17 protein-coding genes, 3 pseudogenes and 1 riboswitch are annotated in these 23983 nt (G+C 47.1%); of the genes and pseudogenes, 3 read left to right on the top strand and 17 right to left on the bottom strand.

The window, feature by feature from the left end; translation table 11 throughout:
- Positions 1 to 373: 373 nt before the first annotated feature.
- The 15 genes and pseudogenes from ODOSP_RS18315 to ODOSP_RS18245 all read right to left on the bottom strand — a co-directional run bounded on the left by ODOSP_RS18315 (position 374) and on the right by ODOSP_RS18245 (position 18479).
- Positions 374 to 1066, bottom strand: a complete 693-nt coding sequence (locus tag ODOSP_RS18315) for an RloB family protein (RefSeq protein ID WP_013613753.1) — start codon at positions 1064 to 1066, stop codon at positions 374 to 376.
- Positions 1067 to 1078: 12 nt separating this feature from the next.
- Positions 1079 to 2350, bottom strand: a complete 1272-nt coding sequence (locus ODOSP_RS18310; protein ID WP_013613752.1) for an AAA family ATPase — start codon at positions 2348 to 2350, stop codon at positions 1079 to 1081.
- 135 nt (positions 2351 to 2485) lie between these two features.
- A pseudogene (locus tag ODOSP_RS18305) lies at positions 2486 to 2674 on the bottom strand (DUF2284 domain-containing protein); the annotation flags it as partial.
- On the bottom strand, positions 2671 to 3429 hold the full coding sequence (locus ODOSP_RS18300; protein ID WP_013613750.1) for an ABC transporter ATP-binding protein: 759 nt from the start codon (positions 3427 to 3429) through the stop codon (positions 2671 to 2673). The pseudogene ODOSP_RS18305 and the gene ODOSP_RS18300, both read right to left, overlap by 4 nt.
- Positions 3426 to 4406, bottom strand: a complete 981-nt coding sequence (locus ODOSP_RS18295; RefSeq protein ID WP_013613749.1) for a FecCD family ABC transporter permease — start codon at positions 4404 to 4406, stop codon at positions 3426 to 3428. The genes ODOSP_RS18300 and ODOSP_RS18295 overlap by 4 nt, the downstream gene beginning before the upstream one ends.
- Positions 4407 to 5540 (bottom strand): ABC transporter substrate-binding protein, encoded by a 1134-nt coding sequence (locus ODOSP_RS18290; protein ID WP_013613748.1) that lies wholly within the window; start codon positions 5538 to 5540, stop codon positions 4407 to 4409.
- A gap of 10 nt (positions 5541 to 5550) precedes the next feature.
- Positions 5551 to 7641, bottom strand: a complete 2091-nt coding sequence (locus ODOSP_RS18285) for a TonB-dependent receptor (RefSeq protein ID WP_013613747.1) — start codon at positions 7639 to 7641, stop codon at positions 5551 to 5553.
- Positions 7642 to 7654: 13 nt separating this feature from the next.
- Positions 7655 to 8719, bottom strand: a complete 1065-nt coding sequence (locus tag ODOSP_RS18280) for a YncE family protein (RefSeq protein ID WP_013613746.1) — start codon at positions 8717 to 8719, stop codon at positions 7655 to 7657.
- A 17-nt stretch (positions 8720 to 8736) separates the two neighbouring features.
- Positions 8737 to 10959 carry a DUF4971 domain-containing protein gene (locus tag ODOSP_RS18275; protein ID WP_013613745.1) on the bottom strand — a complete coding sequence of 741 codons (2223 nt, stop codon included), beginning with the start codon at positions 10957 to 10959 and terminating at the stop codon, positions 8737 to 8739.
- Between the two features lies 1 nt (position 10960).
- The gene (locus ODOSP_RS18270; RefSeq protein WP_013613744.1) at positions 10961 to 12742 is read right to left on the bottom strand and encodes a PKD-like domain-containing protein; all 1782 of its coding nucleotides are present in this window, start codon (positions 12740 to 12742) and stop codon (positions 10961 to 10963) included.
- Between the two features lie 12 nt (positions 12743 to 12754).
- Positions 12755 to 13618: pseudogene (locus ODOSP_RS18265) on the bottom strand (DUF4465 domain-containing protein).
- Between the two features lie 258 nt (positions 13619 to 13876).
- A riboswitch (cobalamin riboswitch) is annotated at positions 13877 to 14069 on the bottom strand.
- Between the two features lie 314 nt (positions 14070 to 14383).
- Complete coding sequence (dnaG, locus tag ODOSP_RS18260) at positions 14384 to 17611, bottom strand: DNA primase (protein WP_013613743.1); 3228 nt, start codon at positions 17609 to 17611, stop codon at positions 14384 to 14386.
- Positions 17608 to 17811, bottom strand: coding sequence for a hypothetical protein (locus ODOSP_RS20560; RefSeq protein WP_013613742.1), 204 nt, complete (start codon positions 17809 to 17811; stop codon positions 17608 to 17610). Before ODOSP_RS20560 ends, dnaG begins: the two co-directional genes overlap by 4 nt.
- 173 nt (positions 17812 to 17984) lie before the next feature.
- Positions 17985 to 18269: a hypothetical protein gene (locus tag ODOSP_RS18250; RefSeq protein WP_013613741.1), complete on the bottom strand. Its 285-nt coding sequence runs from the start codon at positions 18267 to 18269 to the stop codon at positions 17985 to 17987.
- 18 nt (positions 18270 to 18287) lie between these two features.
- Entirely contained in the window at positions 18288 to 18479 is a 192-nt protein-coding gene (locus ODOSP_RS18245; protein WP_013613740.1) for a hypothetical protein, read from the bottom strand.
- Between the two features lie 145 nt (positions 18480 to 18624).
- Between ODOSP_RS18245 and ODOSP_RS18240 the strand changes: the two genes are divergently transcribed.
- Positions 18625 to 19080: a helix-turn-helix domain-containing protein gene (locus ODOSP_RS18240; RefSeq protein WP_013613739.1), complete on the top strand. Its 456-nt coding sequence runs from the start codon at positions 18625 to 18627 to the stop codon at positions 19078 to 19080.
- A 356-nt stretch (positions 19081 to 19436) separates the two neighbouring features.
- On the opposite strand, the gene ODOSP_RS18235 is transcribed toward ODOSP_RS18240, so the two are convergent.
- Positions 19437 to 20999, bottom strand: coding sequence for an IS1634 family transposase (locus tag ODOSP_RS18235; RefSeq protein WP_013613738.1), 1563 nt, complete (start codon positions 20997 to 20999; stop codon positions 19437 to 19439).
- Positions 21000 to 21089: 90 nt separating this feature from the next.
- On the opposite strand from ODOSP_RS18235, the gene ODOSP_RS20350 reads away from it, so the two are divergent.
- Both ODOSP_RS20350 and ODOSP_RS18225 read left to right on the top strand, forming a co-directional pair.
- Positions 21090 to 21545 carry a transposase gene (locus ODOSP_RS20350; RefSeq protein ID WP_228026200.1) on the top strand — a complete coding sequence of 152 codons (456 nt, stop codon included), beginning with the start codon at positions 21090 to 21092 and terminating at the stop codon, positions 21543 to 21545.
- Between the two features lie 418 nt (positions 21546 to 21963).
- Positions 21964 to 22533, top strand: coding sequence for an RNA polymerase sigma-70 factor (locus ODOSP_RS18225; RefSeq protein WP_013613737.1), 570 nt, complete (start codon positions 21964 to 21966; stop codon positions 22531 to 22533).
- Between the two features lie 165 nt (positions 22534 to 22698).
- On the opposite strand, the pseudogene ODOSP_RS18220 reads toward ODOSP_RS18225, so the two are convergent.
- A pseudogene (locus ODOSP_RS18220) lies at positions 22699 to 23850 on the bottom strand (IS4 family transposase).
- Between the last annotated feature and the right edge of the window lie 133 nt (positions 23851 to 23983).

The following is a 23983-nucleotide window of genomic DNA, read 5'->3' as shown; positions in this document are numbered from 1 at the left end:
AAACGAAAACACAACTTGCTGTCCCCTAATGGGGACAACATTCTCCAATAGGAATTGTGTATCAGCCCATTGTACGGCTATTCTCCTGTGATTTTCGGGTCATTTCCATCAGGCATTTGCCGGCTGCTCTCCCCATAAAAAGGTGGCTGTCTCTCCTGAATCATGTGACTTACGCCCATAATTCAGGAATAAGGGAGACGTATGTACTGGAAATCTGCCCTTTCCATACCCTATTCTCCATTAATGGATTGTTATTTTTACACTTCTGCAAATGGAGAATGGCAGGTAGCCGTATACACCTTATTGTTTTTCTTCATTGTCTCCATTAATGGATTGTTACTTTTACACGAAAATCAGATGATATACCTTGATATTACAGGAGCTTTTCCGGATTTTCCAATTCCATTACAAGCAAATCAACTGTTGTGCATGGCTTATGTTCCTTATAGTCTTCATCACCTTCAAAGAAGGAGCGAAGCCGTTCTGCATACCGCTTGGCCAAATCTTCATTACCGATAGTTGTCAGCATCTTATAGACAGATGCGTCATTCTTCTTGTATTCATAGTTTTCATATCCGGGATGCTTCCGTATTTCACTTTGCAATTTTTCAATGTAGTCATGTCGGCTGATGCCTGCATCCAGATATTGGAAATGTAGGAAATACCAAAGTTCAAAAGCTTCATTCGTCCATGCGCTTTGAAACGAATAGGATGCGGCCAACTTGATGGCTTCATTGAAGTCCGTAAAATCATCCTTGTCAAAAACCACCCAGACACGGTCGAATGGCAATTGACGCTTGCGCTCCAGTTCATCCTTGATTTGGAGTGTCCGTTTTACGAGTGCACAGGTCGATTTGCCTTCACCTACTATTTTTTCATCCCGGACTTCCGAATACCGGTCTCTGACCAATGCCTGAAAATAGTTGGGTTCGGTACGTGAGCCTTCACAGACAATCAAGAAACGTACAATTTTTGAACGGGTGTTTTCCTTACGTTTCTTGGCTGCCTTGGCTTCCCGTTTCTCACGTTTGAGTTCTTCAATCTTATATTTCGGTAATAATCCCATGATAATGTCATTTTAATTCAGGAAAGGGATAGCTCCATAACGTCCGTTGATATAATCCTTTTGCACACTTCGGTCATTTCGGATTTTCGTACCGTTTTCGTCCTTGAACTCAAGCAAGGAATAAAGGTCGGACGATTCAGTCTTGTCTTTCTCGGTAAACCAAATCTGATCACGACGCAGGTAAGCAAGATTGAGCAGGTTGGTATCGTGGGTGGCAAAAATGAGCTGGGCACCGTGGGGGTTAGTCTCAGGGTTCATAAACAGTTGAAGGATGCTACGGGTGAGAAGGGGATGTAATTTGGCATCCAGTTCATCGACAATCAGCACTTTGCCTAATCTGAGCGTGTCAAAAATGGGACCGGACATTTCGATAACCTTTTTCGTGCCTTCCGATTCCATCTCGTCCTTGTCAAACGTACCGATTCCGCTTACATTGCCTTGTTCATCATAGATGTTATGGGTAGTCTTGGCTTCCATTATCTTTTTACCCTTCAGTTCTTCCACCAACTTGGAACGCAACGCTTCAGGAATTTGCATCTTACCGGAAAGACTCTCATCAGAGAATGACTTTTCAGTAACCAACAGCTCGTTAAAACCGAGTTGGGCATGATGGAAAAATTCCAAAGCCTGCTTGCATCCCTCCAAACGGTTGCTGAACATTTGGAGAGTGAAACCTTCATATCCTTGGCTGTCCATTCCTGAAAGGTAATTGCAATTATTGAACCAGTCCAAGATGCGCATGGATTTTGCACCGTTTAATTGAGCCACCAATGAAACGAACAGACGATTGGAGGGGGTGGCTCCCTCTTTACCCAGTCCTTCTGGGAAACGGGTCTTGGATACTTCAAATTCATTGTCCACACGCAGAAACAGGTTGAACTCACGTTGTCCGGCACACTTCTCATACAACCACTCCTTACAAATATGTGTCTTGTCATAATCAAATCCATACCGATATTTTACATCGTCCAGCAGGAATTGGATTTCAAAAGAAGTCGGAGCATTGGCCGAGGTCAAATCCAACTTGAAAGGCTGAAAATATAATTCATCGGTAGGGTTCAGACGGACACTGCCCAACAAGACGCTTCTCATGGTCATCAAGGCCAGCAGCACATTGCTCTTTCCGCTCGAATTGGCACCGTACATCACGGCAGTCGGCAGCAAGCGATAAGATTCCTTTTGGATAACAGATTCTTTCAATTCCTTGATTGAACCGGCTTCCATACTGAGCGTTTTTTCGTCTCTGAATGAACGAAAATTCTGGAAAGTGAAGTTTACTAACATTGCATTCGGGTTTAACGTTTGCACAAAGGTAGCGAATATAATCGGTTTTGGTATCATATTTCGTGAATATTTCTCGTTTATTAGTATCTGCTATCCAATTTCCAGTGTTAGCGACAGCGTTTTTTGAATAATTCAATGCGCATTTTCAATAATGACCAAAAATTCTCCGGTATCGAAATCAAACGGCGGACACCCCCAACTGTTACCATAATTAGGGCATTGTTTGCAAAATTCGACGAACCGTTTCTCATCCCGGAAACGTGAAATGTATTCATCCACGCCGATGCTTGCCGTGAAATTCTCTATGATATATTCCTTAGTCATTGTCCCACTTTAATGAATCCTGTCGCAGTGTCGAATGATACGCTATTATTGCGGAACAGCCGTTCGATGCAGCCACTCCGGCGCATCTCATCGGTGGGCAAGCGTACCAGTCGGGGCGGGTCGATAAGGGCTATCGCATCGGCGAGCGAGAGGGCGATATCGAGTTCGTGGGTAGAAAAGAGGATACATTTCCCTTCGTCGTGCGCCAGCTGTGCCAGCAGCGTACACAATTCGTAGCGGTTGGGCATATCGAGGAACGAGGTGGGTTCGTCGAGCAGAATAATCGACGTATCCTGCGCCAACGCCCGTGCGATCATGATGCGCTGGCACTCGCCGTCCGACATCTTGTCCATCGTGCGCTCCGCATAAGCCTCCATGCCCACCGAGGCGAGCGACCGCATGACAATCTCCTTGTCGGCCTCCTGCATTCTGCCGATCCAGTTGGTATAGGGTGCGCGGCCTATAGCTACGACGTCCTCGCATTTGAGGTTAGCAATGCGCGTGCGCTCGGTCGTGACGAATGCCAGCGTCCGGGCCATCTCTGGGGCTCGCATATCGGCGGCGAGACGTCCGTCGAGCAGGATTCGGCCGGCATAACGGCGGTTCAGTCCGGCGATTGCCCGAAGCAGCGTCGATTTGCCCGTGCCGTTGCGCCCGATAAGGGCTGTCAGTTTGCCCTTTTCGATTGTGGTTTCTACCTCGTTGAGCAAGGTTCGCTCCCCGTAGCCTATGGAAAAATCGTGTAACTCTATCATGCGGTGATGGATTTGTTGCGCAAGACCACCCACACCACGATGGGGATTCCCAGCAGTGCGGTGATGGCATTGATCGGCAGGGTGAACAGTTTGGAAACGAGGTCGCAAAGCAGCAACACGGAAGCACCCGAAAGAACGGTTCCCGGCACGAGTACCCGATGGTCACTGTTGCGGAACAGCATCCGCGTGACGTGGGGCATAGCCAGCCCGATGAAACCTATCGGACCGCAAAAGGCGGTCACCGTGCCGGCCAGCAACGTCGTGGATAGAAACAGCAGTCCGCGTGAGCGGCGGACGTTCAGCCCCATCGTCACGGCATACTCCTCGCCGAACAGCAGCAGGTTGAGCGGTTTGATCGTTACCACCGCCAACAACAATCCGGCAATAATCGACGGGATGAGTATCGCAAGCTGGTTGAAGGTCACGTCACCGAGCGATCCCATCGTCCAGACGACGAACATTTTCAAGGATTCATCGTTGGCGACGTACTGCAATATCTGAACAACTGCACCGATTCCCGACGAGAACATCATGCCGAGAATCAGAATCACCATGATATCCTTGATGCGGTGACCGACAGCAGCGATGACAACCAACACGATTGCCGCTCCGAGCCATGCCGCCCCAGCGATGCCTATCGACGAGCCGACGCCGGCAAGTACGACGAGCGCCACGCCGAGGCTCGCGCCCGAACTGATGCCGAGCACGTAAGGCCCGGCAAGGGGATTGCGGAAGAGGGTCTGCATCTGAAGACCGCTGACCGACAGGGCGGCTCCGGCCAGCAACGCGACCACCGCCTTAATCAGTCGGATATTCAGTATTATTTTCGCCGTCGCTCGCGGACAATCGCCGCCCGTCAGGGCCGCCCAAACATCGCCGAGCGGCACGGCGACAGCCCCCACCGCCAAATCCAGCAGAAACAGGAAGAGGGTGAGGGCAGCCAGTGCGGTAAATAATAGGACGGAACGGGAGCGCATTTATTTCAATTGCTTGTAATAGACGAAATCTTCTGCTACCAGTTCGGGGTGGAATATCTTTACGAGGTCTCGTAGCACGAGGTCGGGATTCACCACGGCCGACTCGTAGTAGTCGTTGCCTCCGGCGGCATTCGTGCGGGCGTTGTTGTTATAGACGTAGCCGTTGCGGAAGCACCGGGTGTCGGTGAACTTCGGGCAGGCGGCTCGCAGCTCGTCGAGCGTGTTCGCCATACCCACATGCATCCATATATCGGCTTGCGAGGCCAGCAGATACGCCTCTTCGAGGTCGATGGGCGCGGAAGCGTTGCCCGTGTTTTTCTTGTAGATGTAATCGCCTCCCGCATCGGCAATCAGCCGCACGGCGTAGCTCTTTGTCGAGGGCATGAACCACGAATCGCCGTAGGGGATGTTGAGCATCACCGAGGGGGCATCGAGTGCTGCATCGGTCACACGTTTTTTCAAAGCGTTATACCGAACCGGAATCTCGGCAAAGGCCGTTTCTCCCTCTGCTCGTTTCCCTGCAACCTCCGCCAGAGCCACCAGCCATTCGGCTTTGCCCAACGGCGACTCTTCCAAATAGTCGCCGACGTACATGAACGGGATACCCAACTCTTTGAGTTTGCCCTCCATCGAACTGGCCCCGTTCACGCCGTAGAGCAGCACGAGGTCGGGGTCGAGCGAGAGCAGCAGCTCGTAGTTGATGTTCCCTTCGTAGCCCACGTCGCCGACGCTGTCGCGGCGTGCCTGAATATCGGGATTGGAGATGTAGTCGATGCCTGACACGCCGACCACGCGCCCCGTTTCGCCGATTGCGTCGAGCATGGCGACGTGGGTCGAGGACATGCAGACGATGCGTCCGGCATCCCCTTCGAGTACCTGACCGGTGAAATCTTCGGGAGCGGGTTCGCCGTTACGGGCGATGAACAGGCTCGTGGTGACGCTGTCGGCCCCCTGCCACGGGTTTGTGACGGTGAGCAGGACGCTTTTCTTACCTTCTGCTCCCTTTATGTCAAAGCCCGAAGCGTATTCGGGGGTATAAACCGAACTGCCGAAATCGGCGAGTCTGGAACTTTTGTTATGACAGCCTGTGAATACCAGTACAAGCAGCAACAGCAGGCTAAGATTTTTCCACACTTTCTTATCGTTATTGATTTGGATTTACGGATTTTTTCTTGTTTTTCCCGAATTTCGGAGTGATGCCGATAAAGAACTCGAAGTTGATACCGGGCATGGGGCGCGAGAGTACCGACAGATAGTCCTCGTTGAAGAGATTATTGACGGCAAATTTCAACTGTACGTCCACCGGCTTGAAGAACAGTTTTTTCTCCAACGAGACGTTGCTCATAAAATACTGCGGCAGGTGTCCCGTCAGCGTGTAGTCGTTGCTCGACATGGTGAAACGCTCCGAGTAGAACGCCCACTTATAAAGGAACGCCCACGACCGCCACGACAGGCGTCCGGTCAGCGAGGCGGAATGCTCCGGCACGTAGGGCAGCTGTTTACCCACCGACTGGTCGGCGGGCGACATCTTCTCGCCTTCATTGATGGAGGGTGTCCACGAGTAGGTGCCGTTCAGGTCGATGAGCCAGTCTTTCGCCGGCTGCACGGCCAGGTTCGCCTTAACCTCCACACCGTAGGCGTGTACCTTCTTCACGTTGCGCGGCGAGAAGAAACCTTTGGTCGTCGGCAGCCAGATAATCCAGTCGTCGATGTAGGAGTCGAACCAGTTCACGCCGCCTCCAAATTTATAGACACCCTGTTTGCCCACGTCGAAGCTGACGCCCGCATCGTAGGTAAAGCCCTGCTCGTTTTTCAGATCGGGATTACCGCCCGGCAGGAAATAGAGGTCGTTGAGTGTCGGGAAACGGTAGTTGCGCGACACGGAGGCTTTCAGCATGATGTTTCCTTTCGGTGAAATGAGACCGTCCATGAAGAACGCCGGGATAAGCGGCGACCACCGGTCGCCGTACATCTCCTCGCGCAGCACCACCGACATGCCTAACCGGTCTATCGGCTGCCACTTGGCGGATACGGAGCCGGAGAGTTCCACGCGCCCCTTGTCATAGCCCACGATGGCTTTGCTGCCGTCCTGCAAGATGATGTTCTTGTCCTCGCTGCGTACCAGATGCTGGTACGCAGACACGTTAGCGGTCAGGAACCACCGTTTCGTCGGGCTGTATTCGCCCTCCGCCTGCCCGTAGAAGGTATTCACCTTGCTGCGGGAGCGGGTCATCGACGCCCAGTTGCCGGGTGCCACCTCCCGCTTGTAGTCGTAGGCCATCCACGTGTGGATATAGCCGCCCTTCATGCCGACTTTCCAGTTGCTCTTGATGTGGTCCCACGAAAGGATGCCTCGGAACGTCTGCTCCCGCTGGCGGTTCTCGAAGTCGGCGGCGTCGCCGTAATCGGTGGTCAGCATCGGGAGTTCCCGGTTGGAGTTGATGTACCACGCATTCAGGCCCAATTTATCGCCTTTGCGGGTATTGTAATAGACCTCTTGAAGCAGATGCAAATCCTTGAATGCACCGGAGCGGTTGCGCTCCACAGGGTGGTACTGTCCGATGATGTTCTTCTCCTCGTCGTAGATATTGATTTTCTTGTCGTGGTTGGTGTACTTGTAGTCGTTGGGCGAGGAGGAGTAGACCGCACGGGTGGAGACGTGCCACCGCTCGCTGCCGTAGGTGAAGCGGGCGAACTCGTCGAAGGTCTTGAACGAGCCGATGCCCTGCACGTATTGGGCATGGAATCCCTCGGCGACTTCGGGAGCCGTGCCGAGCTTGACCAGACCGCCCAGACCGCCGCCCGTCTCGTTCACCGACGAAGTGCCGTGCAGCAGCGATGCGTTGTCGATGAAATAGGACGGGATGGTCGAGAAGTCGGTCATGCCGAGCATGGGGTTGTTGATGCGCATACCGTTCCACGTCACCTGCGTGTGCGAGGGCGACGTGCCGCGGAAGGCGACCGTCGAGAGCGTGGCGCGGCCGTAGCTCTTGACGAATACGGACGAGTTGAAGGTCAGGATGTCGGCCATCGAGAGAGCGATGTTCTCTTTCAGTGCGAGCGAATCGAACTTCGTTTTCTGCACGCCGATTTCTTTCATCGGCCGATGTCCGATGATCGTGACTTCCGGTATGGTAAGATGCCAGGCCGGCCGCTTTTTACTTTCCGTCTGCTGCGCAAAGAGCGCCGCGGGGAGACATGCCACCAAAGCGAATAACAGATATAGTCTTTTCATATTGCCTCCTTCCTTATTTCCAACAGAATGCACCAGGGATAATCCCGACATAAAATTCATCAATCAGTTCGCCGTCGGGCGAGTAGCGGTAAATCATGCCCTGCTGCTGATAGTCGATGGCATCGGCGATGTACACCTCTCCGTTGGCAGGGTTTACCGTCAGTCCGTAATACAGCGTGTTCTGATACTCAAGGAACGGGCGGACAGGGATACGGTTTGCCGTGACGTCCATCTGCCACACATCCTTGTTGAGCCAGTAGAGCTTCGTTCCGTCGCCGTTGAGTTGCACCTCCGAGGGCCAGTCGCCCAACTTGAACTTGAACTGCTTCTCCACGGTGAAAGTCTCGGCGTCGATGCGGTAGAGCGAGGGGGCTTCGTAACCGTAGGGGCTACCCTCGTAGCCGCCGTCAGTAATCGTCCACATCTTGTTATACTTGTCCATGACCAGCGATGTGGGTTGGATGCCGATTTTCAGTTCATCGACAACTTGGTCGGTCTCGGTGTCGATTTTGATGATGCGGTTCTGGTAACTCCAGCAGTTGCAATAGACGTATTTCCCGTACTGCACCATCTGCTCCGTCGAGCCGCTTTCCATCGTCATGTCCGGCACCTGAATATGTCCGATGATTTCATACGTTCGCGGGTTGATGATGAAGATGCGGTTGTCCCACAGCTGGGTGACGTAGGCTTTCTCGTCGCTCAGGAAATGGATATAGCGCGGCGAGGTCAGATTCTCGATGCGTCCCACCTCCTTGAAGGTGTTCAGGTCGATGGCAAAAATAACGTGGGAGTTGTTCACCACGACCCAGCCTTTGTTGTCGTGGATGATCATTGACTGTGCCACGTCGCCGAGCTTCATGCCGTTGGCTCGGAAGAAGATTTCGTTCTGCACCTGTTTGGTCTCCGGGTCGTAGTAGCTCAGCGAGGCATTGCCGTACTGGAAATTGCCCTCGTTGGTAATGAACAGTCCGGCTCCCGTGGCGTTGAAATCCTCCACGGTATCGCCGTAGTCCCACTTCATGCAGCCCGCCAGCAGCAGCCCGCACAGCAAGACGATATGTCGTATCAGGTATTTCATATGGTAAAAAGTTATGCTTACTGAGAGTCGCTCATCATTTGGTCATATGTCGGAAGTTTGGCACAGCGTACAATCTTCCACTTCGAAGCATCGTTTATAACACCTGTTCGGAATAATGTTTGGAATGTCGAGACTTCCGATAATTCTGCCATCCATGAAAAAGAAACGCCTTCCACGTATTCTATGACAGGGACAGATATTGACTTTAACGCATTGTTCTGATAACGGGTATTGTTGGCATGCGTACAAAATTGCAAAAGTCCGTTAACTTTCCTCAAACAAGGAAGTGATACACTTTCATACAGGCAATTTGCTGTCAAGTATGTCCTGAATTCCAAAGGTGTATTTACAATCTCCAACTTGGGGAAACAGAGCGTTTTACCATCATCCTGATTTCCATTATAAACATAGATAAGCGATTGCAGACTTTCGTCTGCTCCGATATTTTCACCAATTGAACGTAATTGGGGCATGGAGATCATACACTCGGCCCGTCCTTGAAGATCCATTTGTTTACCCACTTTCTCCAAATTCGGAAGTGAACAACTTTCTGCAGAACCGAAGCGGCCAAGCGTACAGCTTCCCCCGCATTCCCGCAAAGCTATATCGACATATTTAATAGGAAAATTATTAGCATGACCACAGTCAAATGTAAAATCTCCTGTCACCATTTCGACAGGTATTTCCACTGATTCTGCATACACATATCCGGCAATAGAAAAATCTCCAGCAATATTTTTGAATCCGGTCATGGAAAACTCCGGGACTTGTATCAAACTTCCGTTGGGGTTTATCCTCACACTTCCGTCGAAATCATCATCAGCCAAAAACGAATACAACTTACCGTTCTTTTCTATTTCCAATGCACCCCCGGCAAATGTGCATCCCCGGATATCGAGAGTTTCGATATTCGTATTGGTGACGGTCATCCCGGTTACGGAAGTAAGGTTGGCCAAGGGCGCCATGTCTTTCAAGGGAACGTCCGATATAGTCAAATTTCCATGGACTTCCGTCAGGGAGGACAAGCCTTCGACGTTATTCAGTACCTCCAGATTATTGAGAGTCAAATCCCCGTCAATAACCGTTACAGCGGACATATCAACCTCTCCAAGATTGGCGCAATTATCGAATGTCACAGCTCCGCATTGCAATAACTCCGGAGCCTGAAACGTATACAACGGCACATTGCAAACCTCTACGTCCCGGCATGCAGTCATCTTAGGAAGCAGTATCCCGCTTAAAGCCAAATCCCTGAAAATGACATTCCCTTCCACGGCTTGCAAAGCGGAACAGTCAACCGAAGCCAGATCCGGGAAATTCCGGATAGTCATGTTTCCCCCGACGCTCAGTAAATCCGGGAAAACAAATACTTCGGAGTGCGAATTCGAAGTGCCGCTTTCATCGGTTGTACCAATCAAGGCAAGATTACTCCCGACGCTTGTCAGTTCGTTGGCAGCAAACGCGAGCAGGCCTTCCGAGGCGATATGGAAAGTTTCCCCCACCTCTTTCAATGCAGGCAGGTCAATGTTCGCTATTGTAGCCTGACGAATGATAAAATCACCGGTAACTGTTTCCAATGCCGGTAAAGAGATGGTCTCAAGCGTTTCGTTGGTGGAAAGCTGGTCCAGCGTTCCCAATTTGAAGTTACCAACCTCCCGTAAGGACGACATGCCGGACAGGTCATTGCCTTTATACGATTTTTTGATAATCACGGAGTTGGTGACTTTTTCCAAATTGCATAACCCGTCGAGATTGTTTATATCCTCCCCCTTATCCGCGCCGACAACCAGATTTCCCGCAATACAGTTAATCCTTCTGCTCTTGAAATTATCGACATCGGCCTGGGTTTCCAACACGACGCTGCCACTCTCGGAGATCTCGGCATACTCGTAACTATAATGATAGACCTTGTTTCTCTTGTTTCCCGAAGTCACGATAAACTGCCACTCCTCATTCCAGTCCGTGAGGGCTGACGGATCGGGGTTAATCGTAGCGTTTTCACTCAACGTGTAAGATGCAGCAGCGCCTTTCAGGGAAATATCATACGGAACTTTTACCAGAATCCGGTCGTCCGTTATCGATGCATTGTAAGAAATCCCATCTACCGTTATGGCGAAAGATACGATATAGTTGTCTTTTCCCGTGGACACAAATTCCTGACTGGAATCATCGTCCTTGTCACATCCCCAACATGTAATGAGGGCAAGCGATAATGCGACAATTCTGAATATATAGTTCATATTATTTATTGTTTTCATCTGTAAAACCGAACACTTCCGTTGAATTTTCCCCGAGCCATCCGGCTTTGGCGTTCACTCCCGTCTGAACCTTGATAAAATCGATATGGGAGAGGTTGGCCGCACTGCCATCGGGATTCACGGCATCCGATATCCTGAAATAATTTTTCACAGCATTTGCGGAAGGATTGTCCTTATCGACCATATCGCTGCCCACATTGTCGACATAGCCCCAATCGAACGGCAGGTTCTGCCAGTTGCCCGGCCCGGCATATACTGTCCTCGATGCCAGCCGCGGACCGTAGAGCGTGTACGAATCTTCCTCAATCCACTCCGGATAATAAAAAGGCTGCGGATGGTAGGTTCCCAAGTAATCCACACAACCAGTTTTTCCCTGGTTATCGGTCCATTGTGTGTCAAACCCTTTTGCGGCAGGGCGGTAATAGGTGACAGCATAAAACTGGATTGTTTCCTCCTTACCGTATTCGGAACCTTTCAGTTCATACCATTCGTCATCGGGTTCCCTGTTGCCATTGACATCCTGCATCACGAACACAATGCCCGGTTCGTTCGAGGTGTCGAACTGGTTGCCCATGATAGAGAAATCGTATCCTCCCTTGTTTTCAATGCTATGGTCGAAACCGACAACGATATATCCGCCCCATGCGCCCAATGATACATAGAGATTTTTTGCAAGCCTGTTCTCTGCATAGAGAATGGCTGCTTCATGCGTCGATTCCCCGCTATACCCGGCCTTCGAAGTCTCGTTAACGAATTGTCCCGGAGCCGGGATAAATTCATATACTTTGTCAGACACTAAAGAATTTCCGGCAGCATAAGGGCGTTTTTTGCCAGTGCCGGCAGGCAGGCATTTTACAGGAATGTCTACGGACACCTTATCCGACCCCGTCACCGCGATATTACGCGTAAGACGTTGTGCTGCCGGTACTGCATCTTCACACGAAACAGTGACCGTAAGGGTATAATCGCCTTCCGCCTCCGGTGTAAAAGCGTATAATAAAGAATTGGCCCCGTCAATAGGCTCATTATTCAAACTCCATGAACAAGAGTAGGATTCAGCTCCCGCATTGACATAGGGACGCAGGTACAGCGTCTTACCCAGTTCCACGTATTTCACCAATTGTTCTGTGTAAAAGGACGGGGCTACGAATGTCACCTCTATAGGCAACTGATCGACAACGCTTATAACAAACTCTTTCGTATCGCTTCCGTCTTCATTCTCTGCATAAAGCCGACATTTGTAATCTCCCATTTCTTGCCGGGTGAAAACGATGTCTTTTTCCGTGCTTACTTCTTCACCGTTAATTGTCCACAGAAAAGTGGCATTCTCGGCATTTTGCACATCTGGAGATAATTTATACTCCCTTCCTGCTCTGATCTTTAAACCGCTGGAAGGCAATACCAACGAGATTTTCGGTGGGGCCAGTTCGCTGACATCGATACGAATTTCTTCTTCGGAACTGCCATCGGGAGTATCCACGCGAATAATTACGTAATAAGAGTCAGGCTGGTCGAAAGTATAAACCAGAGAAGGTTCTTCCGAGATGATCCTGCCATTACATTTCCATGAATAAACGGCAAAATCGACATTCGAATAATTAGGGTTTATTGTAACTTCCTTACCTATCTTGGTGATATAAATACCCGTTTCGCTATCGAGTTCGATAACGGGTGGTTGGTTGCCAACCTCCCGGGTTATTTCATCGTCTTTGTTGCACGAAAGCAAAAAGACAAATGCGAAAACAATCGGAAAAACTTTTTTCATAACTGATTGCTATTAGTTCAGTGAAACAGACAGATTATCCAAAGCGCAGTATGCAGGAGTGTTCAAACCGTAATTCCCGGTATCACTACCGACAAAGTTAATAACCACTGTGCTGACATTGTTACCCAGACCGGTTAAATCGACTTCTTGCCATCCCTCTCGGATTTCATTGTCAAGTCCAGATATGGTTATTAGCGAAGAATCGAAATTGGCCAGGTAGAAATCTACCGTACCTGTCTTCACGTTATTCGCATTAAACCCGATAAACCGGACTTTGAATCATCCGTTCTGAGAACTGAGTGAGCCGGAAGTGAAGGCGTTTCCATTTTCCATCACCAGATGTCCGTAGGTCGTATTACAAACCCGAACGCTATTGAAACATCCTGATTTTGCAGTACCGGTTACAGGACTTCCTACTGTTGTAACCCTATAACCTGTGGCATCTGTCAAATAAATTTTAGCACATTTGTCATAGGTCGTATCCGGGTCATTATACCAGTCGCTATAGCCGAAAGCCACGACGAATTTGTCATTGTCGTAACCAGCTTTCCCATTATTGTATACACTGCATTGGTTCAGATAAGAGCCATCGGTAATATCGGTGAAATTAGAAACAGCCAAACCTCCGTTATGGAACTCATAGCGCCACGGTTGTCCGGATTCCCATTCCTGCGGGAGATAGTTGATCGGGAATTGGATATACGTACCCGTCGTTCCTAATTGCTGAATGTAACCGGTAGTAATCTGGCTTGAGCTGCCGGAATAAAGGTTGGCTCCGTACTTGTCCGATGCGGTATAGGCCGCAGGAACATCCGTGAAATCAATTTCATAAGATGTCCACGTAACGGAACGGGTTTGCGTGGTTACGGAATCCATTGATTCCATCAAAAAGTCATCATCGGACGAACATCCTGTGAATACTGTAGCGGCCATTGCTACAACGGCCATTGCCATAAACCTAAAATTCTTTTTCATAACTCCAGTATTAAAAGTTAAACAAAAAGTTTAATTACACATTCGTTTTCCTTGCGATAGATTTGCAACGAATGAGAAACCGGTTATCAAAAAGAATACAGGTGGTCTTTGGATGAGCCTCTGTTCATTTTGATCTAATGCCAATTATCCCGTGGTCACTAAATCATATCTCATCAAGCAGGTCTTCTGGCTCATCCCGCTTATCGCGCCTTCCCAGCTTTCACCAGTGGCAAAGAGTGCGATAAACTTTAATTAGGACTTACAGCTGCGAGTACAGCTCCGGATTTTCACCGGGATTCCCTTTTAATTCCAATCGACACTTCGATAGGAAACTTGACTGGTGCAAAGTTAAGAGTTATTTTTTATATAATTTCTTTTTTCTCCATTTTCTTTCTGATAACAGCTTTTATGAATATAAAAATGTACTCTTTCTACCATTTTTTAGTTGCGAATAACGATATGCCATTGCCCAATCATTTATTTTTTAATTCGTCTTCTCCCCTTATGTCGGCAATTCCTGTCGGGTGATTTTTATGCAAAGGTACAGCGTTCGGTCAATTGCCAAGAGCCGCAAATGCTAACGTTTTGCGAATTTTACAGCAGCCTTCCGCAAATCGCAGATTGGGGTATTCCGTAAAATCCGCCCGCCGTTCACTTGTCCGACCTTTACATATCTTCTGAATCTTGGGTATCAGTCACTACTTCCGTTTCCAAATCCAATCCAAAAGAGTCTTTCAGTTGTAGGTAATCAAAACACAGGGCTTTGGGACGGTTGACTTTCACTTTCTTTACTTGTTCACCATTAATCAGCTCAAACGAATAGTCCGGCAATCCGCTCGGTAGCAGGATGGTGAAACGGTCTTGTTTCAAGCCCAGGAAAGAGGAGTGCGATTTCAGATAGGATATGATGGTAGACCAGTTGGAACGATTGGCGGTGGTATTCATGTTCCGGCTGTTGAACAATGAAGCCACTGCTGCCGTATTCAGATAGAGGATAGGACGTGCCTCTTGAAACTCTATATCTTCTCTGGCTGACAGGGGACGAAATGCTTTCAAATACCGGATACGGTAATGTGCCTGTTCGATGCATTTCCCTGATGTCTGGAATCCCTGAAGCATATTCCAAAAGTCTGCCACTTCGGAACTCTCTTGTGCCAGTTCATTTTGATTGCGTACTCCACGGATGGCCGTATCAAACAGTTCGGCATAACCGAACGGCACATTGATGGCGGTTTCCAAGGTGCGAAAGGTGGCCAAAGGGATGACCCAGTTGCCGAAAATACGGTCATGGATGGCTTCATTTTCCAGTTTGGTCGCCAACTCACGTTTGGTGATGGAGTAGATTTCCGGGAAATTTTTCTCAAATAGCCCGCGATGGCTTAATATCTCAATGGTCAGATGCGTCAAACCGAGATTGCAGGTAGAAACCAAATCCTCATACTGACGCTTCTCCTGTTGGCTGAACGAAGTCTTTGAGAAAGCCAAGAAGAGGACACGGGTGTAGAGTGCCATGTCTTGGGTGGGCTTGTCCTGTCCGCAAAGGGCTACACCTGTGGTGACAATGGTTTGTGCAGCCATGCCATCCGTATTGATGTTCTTCTTTGTCTGTCCGCCACCTCCCCAAAGTCCTTTGAGGTAGGCTATCTTACGAATGTCGAGGTCGTTCTTGTATTCGTCCAATACCACCAATGTATTGACAGCCTGAGATACCCGGTCGTTCATGGCCGGTACCGATGTTACACCCAAATTGGGTGGGTCGATACCGTGCAAAAAGAACGACTGGAGCGATGTCGCCAACGTGGTTTTACCCGTTCCTTTTTCACCGAACAGGTTGAGTATGGGGAAATGACGGGTACGACGAAAGACAATGTCCCGGAAAAGAGTCGATAACAAGTAGCAAAAAGCGATTCTTGCATTCTCTCCAAATACATCCGTCAGCCTTGATACAAAATCAAAAAGTCTTACTCCGTTTCTGTTCTCATGAATCATTAATCGTTCAAACTGGAATACTTCTTGATTGTGGAGGTAAATTTTGGAGGTTGCCGGGATGTAGAAGGCTTTTCCATTGATACCCCGTACAATTCCCAATTCATCGACTGGCTTGAACGTGCCATCAGTCAAGATGCCGTTACCGAAAGCAAAGAAATCCTCATTTGCGTTCCAACCCAATTTCCGGATGCGTTCCGCCGTGTCTGTTTTTGAATAGAGGTATTCTTTGACACGGTTGAGCTTGTCAATCTTGGCAAGCCATACATAATTGCCCAACGAGCCTACTTTCTGCTGGAAGTTGCTCAATGAACATAGTTCGGACTCCTTCAGTTCAACGACACGGCACACGTTGTACATATTCCGCATACGAAAAATACGAGTACCGTTGCTTTCATCTTCGATGTGGAATAGCGGATCCATGATGAAGTTGGATATTCTGGCCGGATCTTCCTCCTCTTCTCCGGTGGAGTAGTAGCAGTTCTCCCGGATGAACAACCCGAATTGGCGCAACAGTTCCGCTTCACGTTGCAAGTCATTCATGGAGGATGCTTTCTCACTCTTCTTCTTCGCCTCTCCACGGGCTTGCACCACGGCATCACGCCAAAGTTTTACCTTGCCGTGAAGTTTCGCCAGTTGCCCGATACATTGGTCAAACACCAACTGGTCTTTGATGTAGCGGAGCAGGTCGGCTATCTCTGCCACATACTTCCGTTCTTCCATCAGCGAATCGGCTACCAAGAAACGTTTCTGGGCAAGCCATACGATGAAATGCTTTTCTTTGAGCGATGTGTAATCTTCCCTACAACGGATATAGCTGTCCGCATCGTTCTTCAATATTTTTTCGCCCGAAGCAGGGTGTTGGGCGAACGGCAATTCCCGAACGGTTACATAGAAGCCTTTTCGTATGGCGGCGGCCCCATTGGTCATGACCGCTTCAAATCCAGGCCCGAAGGTTTTACCTTCCGCTACATCCGAATCAGGAATAAAACATAAGGAGGAGGTGTATGGCTTCAGTTGGTCGAACTGGCTTTCACTCCATGATGTACCGAGGGTGGCAACTGTATTGTCAAAACCAACCTGTTGCATTCGAAGCACATCCGGCGCACCTTCTACGATAATATAATAATCCGTGTCACGTTGACGATAGGCGTGGTCGATGCCGAACAGTGTTTCCCCTTTGGAATAAAGAATACTGGTTGCCGAATTGATGTATTTGGGGGTATTCTTGTTTTCACCGATGTACCGTGCGGTGTAAGCGATGATGCGTCCCCATTTATTCCGTATCGGAATCATGATACGGTGACGAAACATCGCATACACACTACCATCTTCGCCACGTTTGAACAGTCCCAATTCAAACAAGGCTTTTTCATTGAGAGATTTATTACGGCAATAATCAATGAAGTCATGCCCGTCTTTAGGAGCATAGCCTATTCCTGCTGTGGAGCAGAACTCTTCCGTCCATCTGCCATAAGCGTAATCACGAGCCATCCGGCTTTCATTCCCCATGTTTGTTCTCAGATTCTCCAAGAAGTATTTCTGGACGCAATCCAAGATAACGAACAAAGACTCCTTGTGTCTGGTCTCGGCTCTCTGTTCATCCGTTTGTTCTTCATCTATGTACTCTATGAGGATATTGTGGTTCTTTGCTATGAACTTTATAGCCTCCCCAAAAGAAAGGTTCTCCTTTTCCATGATAAAGGTAATGGCATCACCGCCACGGTTACAACTGAAACAGTGGAAAAGATTCTTATGGGCAGTCACGGAAAATGAGGCTGTCCGTTCCGAATGGAAAGGGCACAAGCCCATTAACGTCAAACCCTTTTTTGAAAGTTCAACGTATGGTTTGAGGACATTTTCGATGGGAAGATTCCTGACTTTATTTATAGTGGACTCGCTAATCATAACTTACTCACAATGTCCCAGCAATCAATGATTGATTGTCCGGTGTATTTAGGGCGGCAAACATTAGTGGGGTTAATCGGTCTGATATAACCACACTCTTTGTATTTGTACAGCGTCTTGTTGCTGATACCCAATTCGGCACAGGTCTGTTTGACGGAATAAATGCCGTTTGGGTTACATGTCGGTCTTAATTCTTTCATTTAAAGACATTTTATTATGAATATTCCGGTTTGTCTATAAACCGAACATATTCCGATTGTAATACTATTTGCGACCCAATGGAAGAATTTTGCTATGACTGCCTATTGAAATGATTATCGCTCAAAATGTAGCCATAATAATGTTTATTTCTTTGGCGCATTATACTCTTTCTTTACTTTTTAATGGAATTATTGAAATAATCCTGGGTGGTACGTTGAAGAAGTCGAAGGTCGGCAGTCCTGTATTCAACTTTCCCCGGACGTTTGTAAGATACCACTTTCCCTTGTTGTTTCCAACGCTCCACATTTCTACGCCCGAATAGTTCATAAGCCTTGCGCTGGCTTATGAACTCAGGATCATTGTTGTCTGATTTCAACAACCTGACAATTCGGGCTGAAAGGTCGTTAATGAATGTGTCATAGGATATAAGGTGATCCATAAACTGAAATGATGCCATACTACATAACTTTGGATTTTAAGAGATCCGTGAAACGGTAATTGTCTGGTTCTCGCGGTTGGTTTTCGTTTTGAATCTGCGATTGAAGATAGCACCCAGTTCAGAGGCTTGGGTACGGACGCTTTTCAGACGTGAGATAGGGAACACGACGGCATCGCCAACTTCGAGGGCGGTGAGGGCAGGACGGATTTTTTCCAAGTTTTCTACCATAATCTTTGGATGTTTAACATTTAATGTTTAACTTTGCACTCAGCAAGGTGAGTTTTAACGCTCGCAAAGTAACACAAAAAGGTTTATATAGCCAAATATTTATTTGATAGTTTCTATTTAATCTTTAATAATTGATGATTCTATTATGGATATAGACATAAAATTGGTGCATATTGGGCAAGCGATTGACAAACGCCGCAATGAGCTTGGGCTTAGTAAGTCCGAACTCGGTCGCAGGATTGGTGTGCCCCAGCAACATATCAATCGCATCCTTGAACGGGAAACAATGGAAACCAGCAAACTTGCCAAAGTGAGCCAAGCCTTGGATTATAATTTCTTTGCGCTGTTCTGCTCGATGTCACATCAAATATCCGCATACCTTGCGGCTGTCACATTGAACAGTAATGCACATAATACTATTGGTGATAATGAACTTGCGACACAGCTTTCCAAAGAGCAGGCTGTCGTTGAATCTCAAAAAGAAATTATCAAGCTATTAAAAGAACAGATTGATAATTTGAATACGCAGATAAACCGTCTTGATTCCAACTTGAATGATAAAGACGAAATCATAAGACTATTAAAAGAAAGGGGGCAATAACGGAAGGATACAATTATAACTAACATGTATAAAGAGCAGGTTAGTTTAGCATCTAAAAGTAGTGTAATGAAACCCTATATTAATATGTAGGGGTCTGAAAATTAAGAATGTTGTCATATTAGTGCCTTTAGAGAAAGGTTAAAACAATATTAAATCAATATTCGCTTACAAATAGCTTACAATGAGCTTTTAAGTATCTGAGTATTAGATTTATATTAATGAGGCTCAGGCTGCTATTATGCATGCAGGTAAGTAATAAGAATTTATTACAAGCTTAAATATCAAGAAGGTGTCTGAAAAGGCCACCTTCTTTTTTTGTTATGCCGCTTGTTTATTCTCCCTTTTTCCTGTTTTCGTCATGCGTTACCCAAATCAGACTTTACCCATTCGTCGACCAGCTGATATAGCTCCTGTTGCAGAGGATCCATGCGCAGCATTGTCTTTGAGGGCTTGATATGTCCGGACTTAGTGTATGTCAGAGCATACATCGTCTTTACAAGCTCTCGGGCTTTCTCCAATGTGATTGTCGAGTTTGCGGCCTTTAGCAGACGTTCCATCTCAAGTTGTAGGACATAAACGCAAAAGCAGATGCAGATATGTCCCTCGATACGATTCCTCAGACGATGATACATGGGTCGTATCTGCAGGTCGGTTTTGCTCATGCGGAATACCCGTTCGATAAACCATAAGTTATGGTAGTTGGCAAGGACTTCTTCATCCGGGAGCGTGGCATTGGTTACATAGCCTTTCAAACCATCCCATGCCGCGTCTTTCTCAAAAGTTTCAAGATCGATGCTTATATTCGCCTCTCCTTCAATTCGCAGATATTTGTTGTAGCCTCGATTATTTATGTGCTTCTTAGTGATCTTGCCGGAGGCTACCTTTGCCTGGAGTCGCAAAAGCCCTCTGGTGCGGTTGAAAGCATCTTTCTTCTGGCGCTTTTCTGTAAATGACACAACAATACGTAGTCCGTCGTCTGTCTCGATTGATGCAACCTGACCGTCTGAGAGATTGAGCGCCAAGACTTTCTTCTTGACATTGGCATTCTCGTTTTTAAGCCTTGCTCCAAGTATATACTCATAGCCGGCAGCGACAAGAGCATCAATATTTTTGCGCGACAGCAGGCCCGCGTCGGCCACCACAATCGGGCTGGGGAATCCGAACTTCTGCTGAGCTCGTTTCAGCAAAGGTATAAACGTTTTCTTTTCCGACAGATCTCCCTGGAATATCTCATAGCTTATCGGCAACCCCTCCCTTGTCACCAACAGTCCGAGAAGAATCTGCGGACAATCAAATTTGCCGTCTTTTAAGTATCCTGTGCGCCTGAGATCATCTTCACCAGCCACCTCGAAATAGAGCGTGGTAATGTCATAGAATACCACATCAATACATCCTCCCATTGCCCTGGCGCCATGCGCAAAAGTAATCTGCTCGATTTTAGATTTGATGTCATCGGCATTGCCCTTTCTTCCACACAACTTGTCAAGATAACGGTAAATCTTGTTCACATCATACGACACTCCATTATATCTCCACAGATAATCAACTGTTTTCAACTTGCTTCCCGGGGCAACGAGACGGCTGAGAACCAATGGACGGAACAGACCTCCTATTGCATCATAGCCTACATGGTCAAACAATCTGCCAAAGACAACCTCCGGCCCGTCCACAGATATTTGGCTATTGGAAAGCTTGCCTATAAAATCCTCCAGATTTTGTTCTGGCGGCTGATTAAAGAGATTGTAATACGTCCCAGTCTGACGCCGGATAAACTCTTGTGCCTGTTCAACCATCCGCTCAATCTCCGACATGTCGCGTGAACTGCCAAAACTCTTTACCAAAACGTTGTTACGACCTCGTTTTTGAAGAACTCGGACGCTCGTTGTGCCTGATTTGTTTTTGGATCGGTTGATAAACATGGCACAAAATTACACTGTGTTACCCAAATCACCAAATCTCAATGAGCTTAATCGCTGATAATCAAACCATAGCTTTTTCACCCTAAAAAAGTGACGAAAACAGGTGCCGTAAAGATGCATACATTGCTTGATTACGATTGTCTGTTGCCTGAGTTCGTAAATATTACAGACGGGAAGAGATCTGACAACAAAGCCACTTTTGACATTGAGATAAAGCCGCACAGCATCGTGGTGGCCGACCGCGGATATTGCGACTACGGCCTCCTAAATCATTGGGACAGCAACAATGTATTCTATGTTGGCCGCCATAAGGACAATATTCGGTACAGGACTATTGAGGAACTGCCCTTACCCAAGCAGCATACCCAAAACGTCCTGATGGATGAAAGCATCGAGTTCGGGCTACCTGCGGCCAAAGAGAAATTCCCCAAAAGGCTGAAGCGTATAGCAGTGTGGAACGATGAGCATGGATTTGTTATTGAGCTTCTTACCAATAATTTTACACTTGCAGCCTCTACGATAGCAAAACTGTATAAGGCGCGATAGAATATCGAGATTTTCTTCCGCAATCTCAAACAACTTCTACGCATCAAGAGCTTTATCGGCACCTCACGCAACGCGGTGGAGATTCAAATCTGGACTGCGATGATCACAATGCTGCTTTTTTCCTGGCTCAAGCACATAGCGCGCTATAAATGGGCGCTGGCCAACCTCGCCTTTCTCGCTTTGGCTCAACACATTTACCAAAATAGACCTATACAAGTGGCTGAACGAGCCCTTTACACCCCCTCCCCAGGATGAAAATCCGGTTTGAGGGGTTTGGTTACGCATTGATTTTGCAGAGTCGTATGAATCAGCAAGTTATCTCCTGCAAAAAAATTATTTAGGACAATATTGATGCTTGGCGCAAATTGTATTTCTTAAGATATTTCTTATTTTTGTAATCTCTTTGAAAGCATACTTTATGGAAGACAAGGAACTATTTGTATTAAAATCATTGTATAAACGAGACTACAACGCATTTCATTATCTTTATGAATCGTATTTCTCTAAAATGGTTTTGTTTGCAGAAAGTTATGTGTACGATGAGGAAGAAGCAAAAGATTTAGTCCAAGATTTATTCTTTTATATTTGGGACCATGCGGATTCTTTGTTGATAAAAACTTCTTTGAAAGCTTATTTATTTACCTCTTTACGAAACCGTTGTCTGAATGCATTGCGTGACCGCAAAATAGTGGATAGTTGTAATGATAAATTACTGGAAGCACAATTGTTTGCTGGGATAAAAGATATCGAGATAAATGAAACTGTTGAAATGCGGTTGCAGAATGCTTTGAATACTTTGCCTGATAAGTGTAGAGAAATTATATTGTTGAAGATAGTTGAAGGTAAAAAAAATAAAGAAATAGCGAACCAATTAGGGTTGGCTGAAACTACAGTTAAAACACAAGTACAACGGGCTTATAGAATTTTAAGAGAACAGTTAATACCTATATTATTGTTTATTAGCTGGCTTCAAAATGGAGGATATTAGTAGTTTTATGTTTGTGTGTATTTGATTACCGTAATGGAGGGTGAGTTATTTGTGTTGCAGAGAAAAAAATATCAAAAATTTTCCAATATTGTCCTAAATAAATTTTGCGTATGAGGCAACTTGCGGAGTCATACGACTCTGCATAATTAATGAGCAATCCCCCCCTCATGCCGGATTTTCTTCTTCGGGAGGCGGTGTAAAGGGCCCGTTCAACCACTTGTAGAGGTCTATTTGGGGAATGTATTCAGTCGTAGCGAGAAAGGCGAGGTTGGCAAGTGCCCATTTGTAGCGTGCGATATGTTTTAGCCACATAAATAGCAGCATTGTGATCATTGCTGTCCATATCTGAGTCTCTACGGCGTTGCGCGAGATGCCGATAAAGCTCTTGATGCGCAATAGTTGTTTGAGGTTGTGGAAGAAAATCTCGATATTCCATCTTGCCTTATACAGTTTTGCTATCGTAGAGGCTGCAAGCGTGACGTTATTGCTAAGAAGCTCAATTACAAAGCCGTGTTCTTCATCCCATACCGCTATACGCCTTAGCCTTTTGGGGCATTTATCCTTGGCCGTAGGCAGTTCAAACTCTATGATTTCATCCAACAAGACGTTTTGGGCGTGTTTCTCGGGCAATGGCAACTCTTTAATGGTTCTGTGTTGGATATCGTCCTTATGGCGAACCACATAGAATACATTGTTGCTGTCCCAATGGTTTAAAAGTCCATAATCGCAATATCCGCGGTCAGCCACCACAATGCTGTGCGGTTTGATTTCAATGTCAAATGCCGCCTTGTTGTCTGTTCGCTTACCACCTGTAATATTCATAAATTCAGGAAGTAAGCAGTCGTAATCAAGCAATGTGTGCATCTTTACGGCACCCTTTGACGTGGTATAGTGCGCCCAATCGTAAACCGATATGGTCAGCGAGACCAGAGTGGAATCCAGTAATTTGATGGGCATCTTGAACCGGAAGCCTTTGCGCTCCCAAGCCGCCTGCTGTCCGAAATAACGGAACAACATATAGAATAGCTCCTAGAAGACCGAACTGTCTCGGTGTGCATTCTGATAAGCGACTGTCGATTTGGATGGTGCGCGGCTTATGCCGGGATGGTTAAGATTTCCTGTGGCGGATTTTAATCCGTTGGAAATATCACGGACGGAGTCGCAGTTGGAGAACTGACAGAAAATCATGCTCACCAGCTGGATCCAGGTGTTATAGCCCTTGCAATGCTTGTCGGTACCGGCATCGCGAATAATTTTTCTGATGATTTCTTTGGGTAAAAGCGCAATTACCTGCGCAAAAAGTGTTATTTGTGTCATAGGAAGTAGTTGAGTTGTCGCTCACTACTAAGGTAGTCATTTTTCCTTAGTAAACTACTTCCTTTTTTATTTTTCTCAAAAACGTTTAGGACAATATTGAAAATTTTCTTTCCTTATGTACTCCGTTTTTTTT

The sequence above is a fragment of the Odoribacter splanchnicus DSM 20712 genome (assembly GCF_000190535.1).
In the GTDB taxonomy this organism is placed as follows: Bacteria; Bacteroidota; Bacteroidia; order Bacteroidales; family Marinifilaceae; genus Odoribacter; species Odoribacter splanchnicus.
Note: the sequence above shows the minus strand (reverse complement) of the source record. Positions and strands in the feature narration are given on the sequence as shown.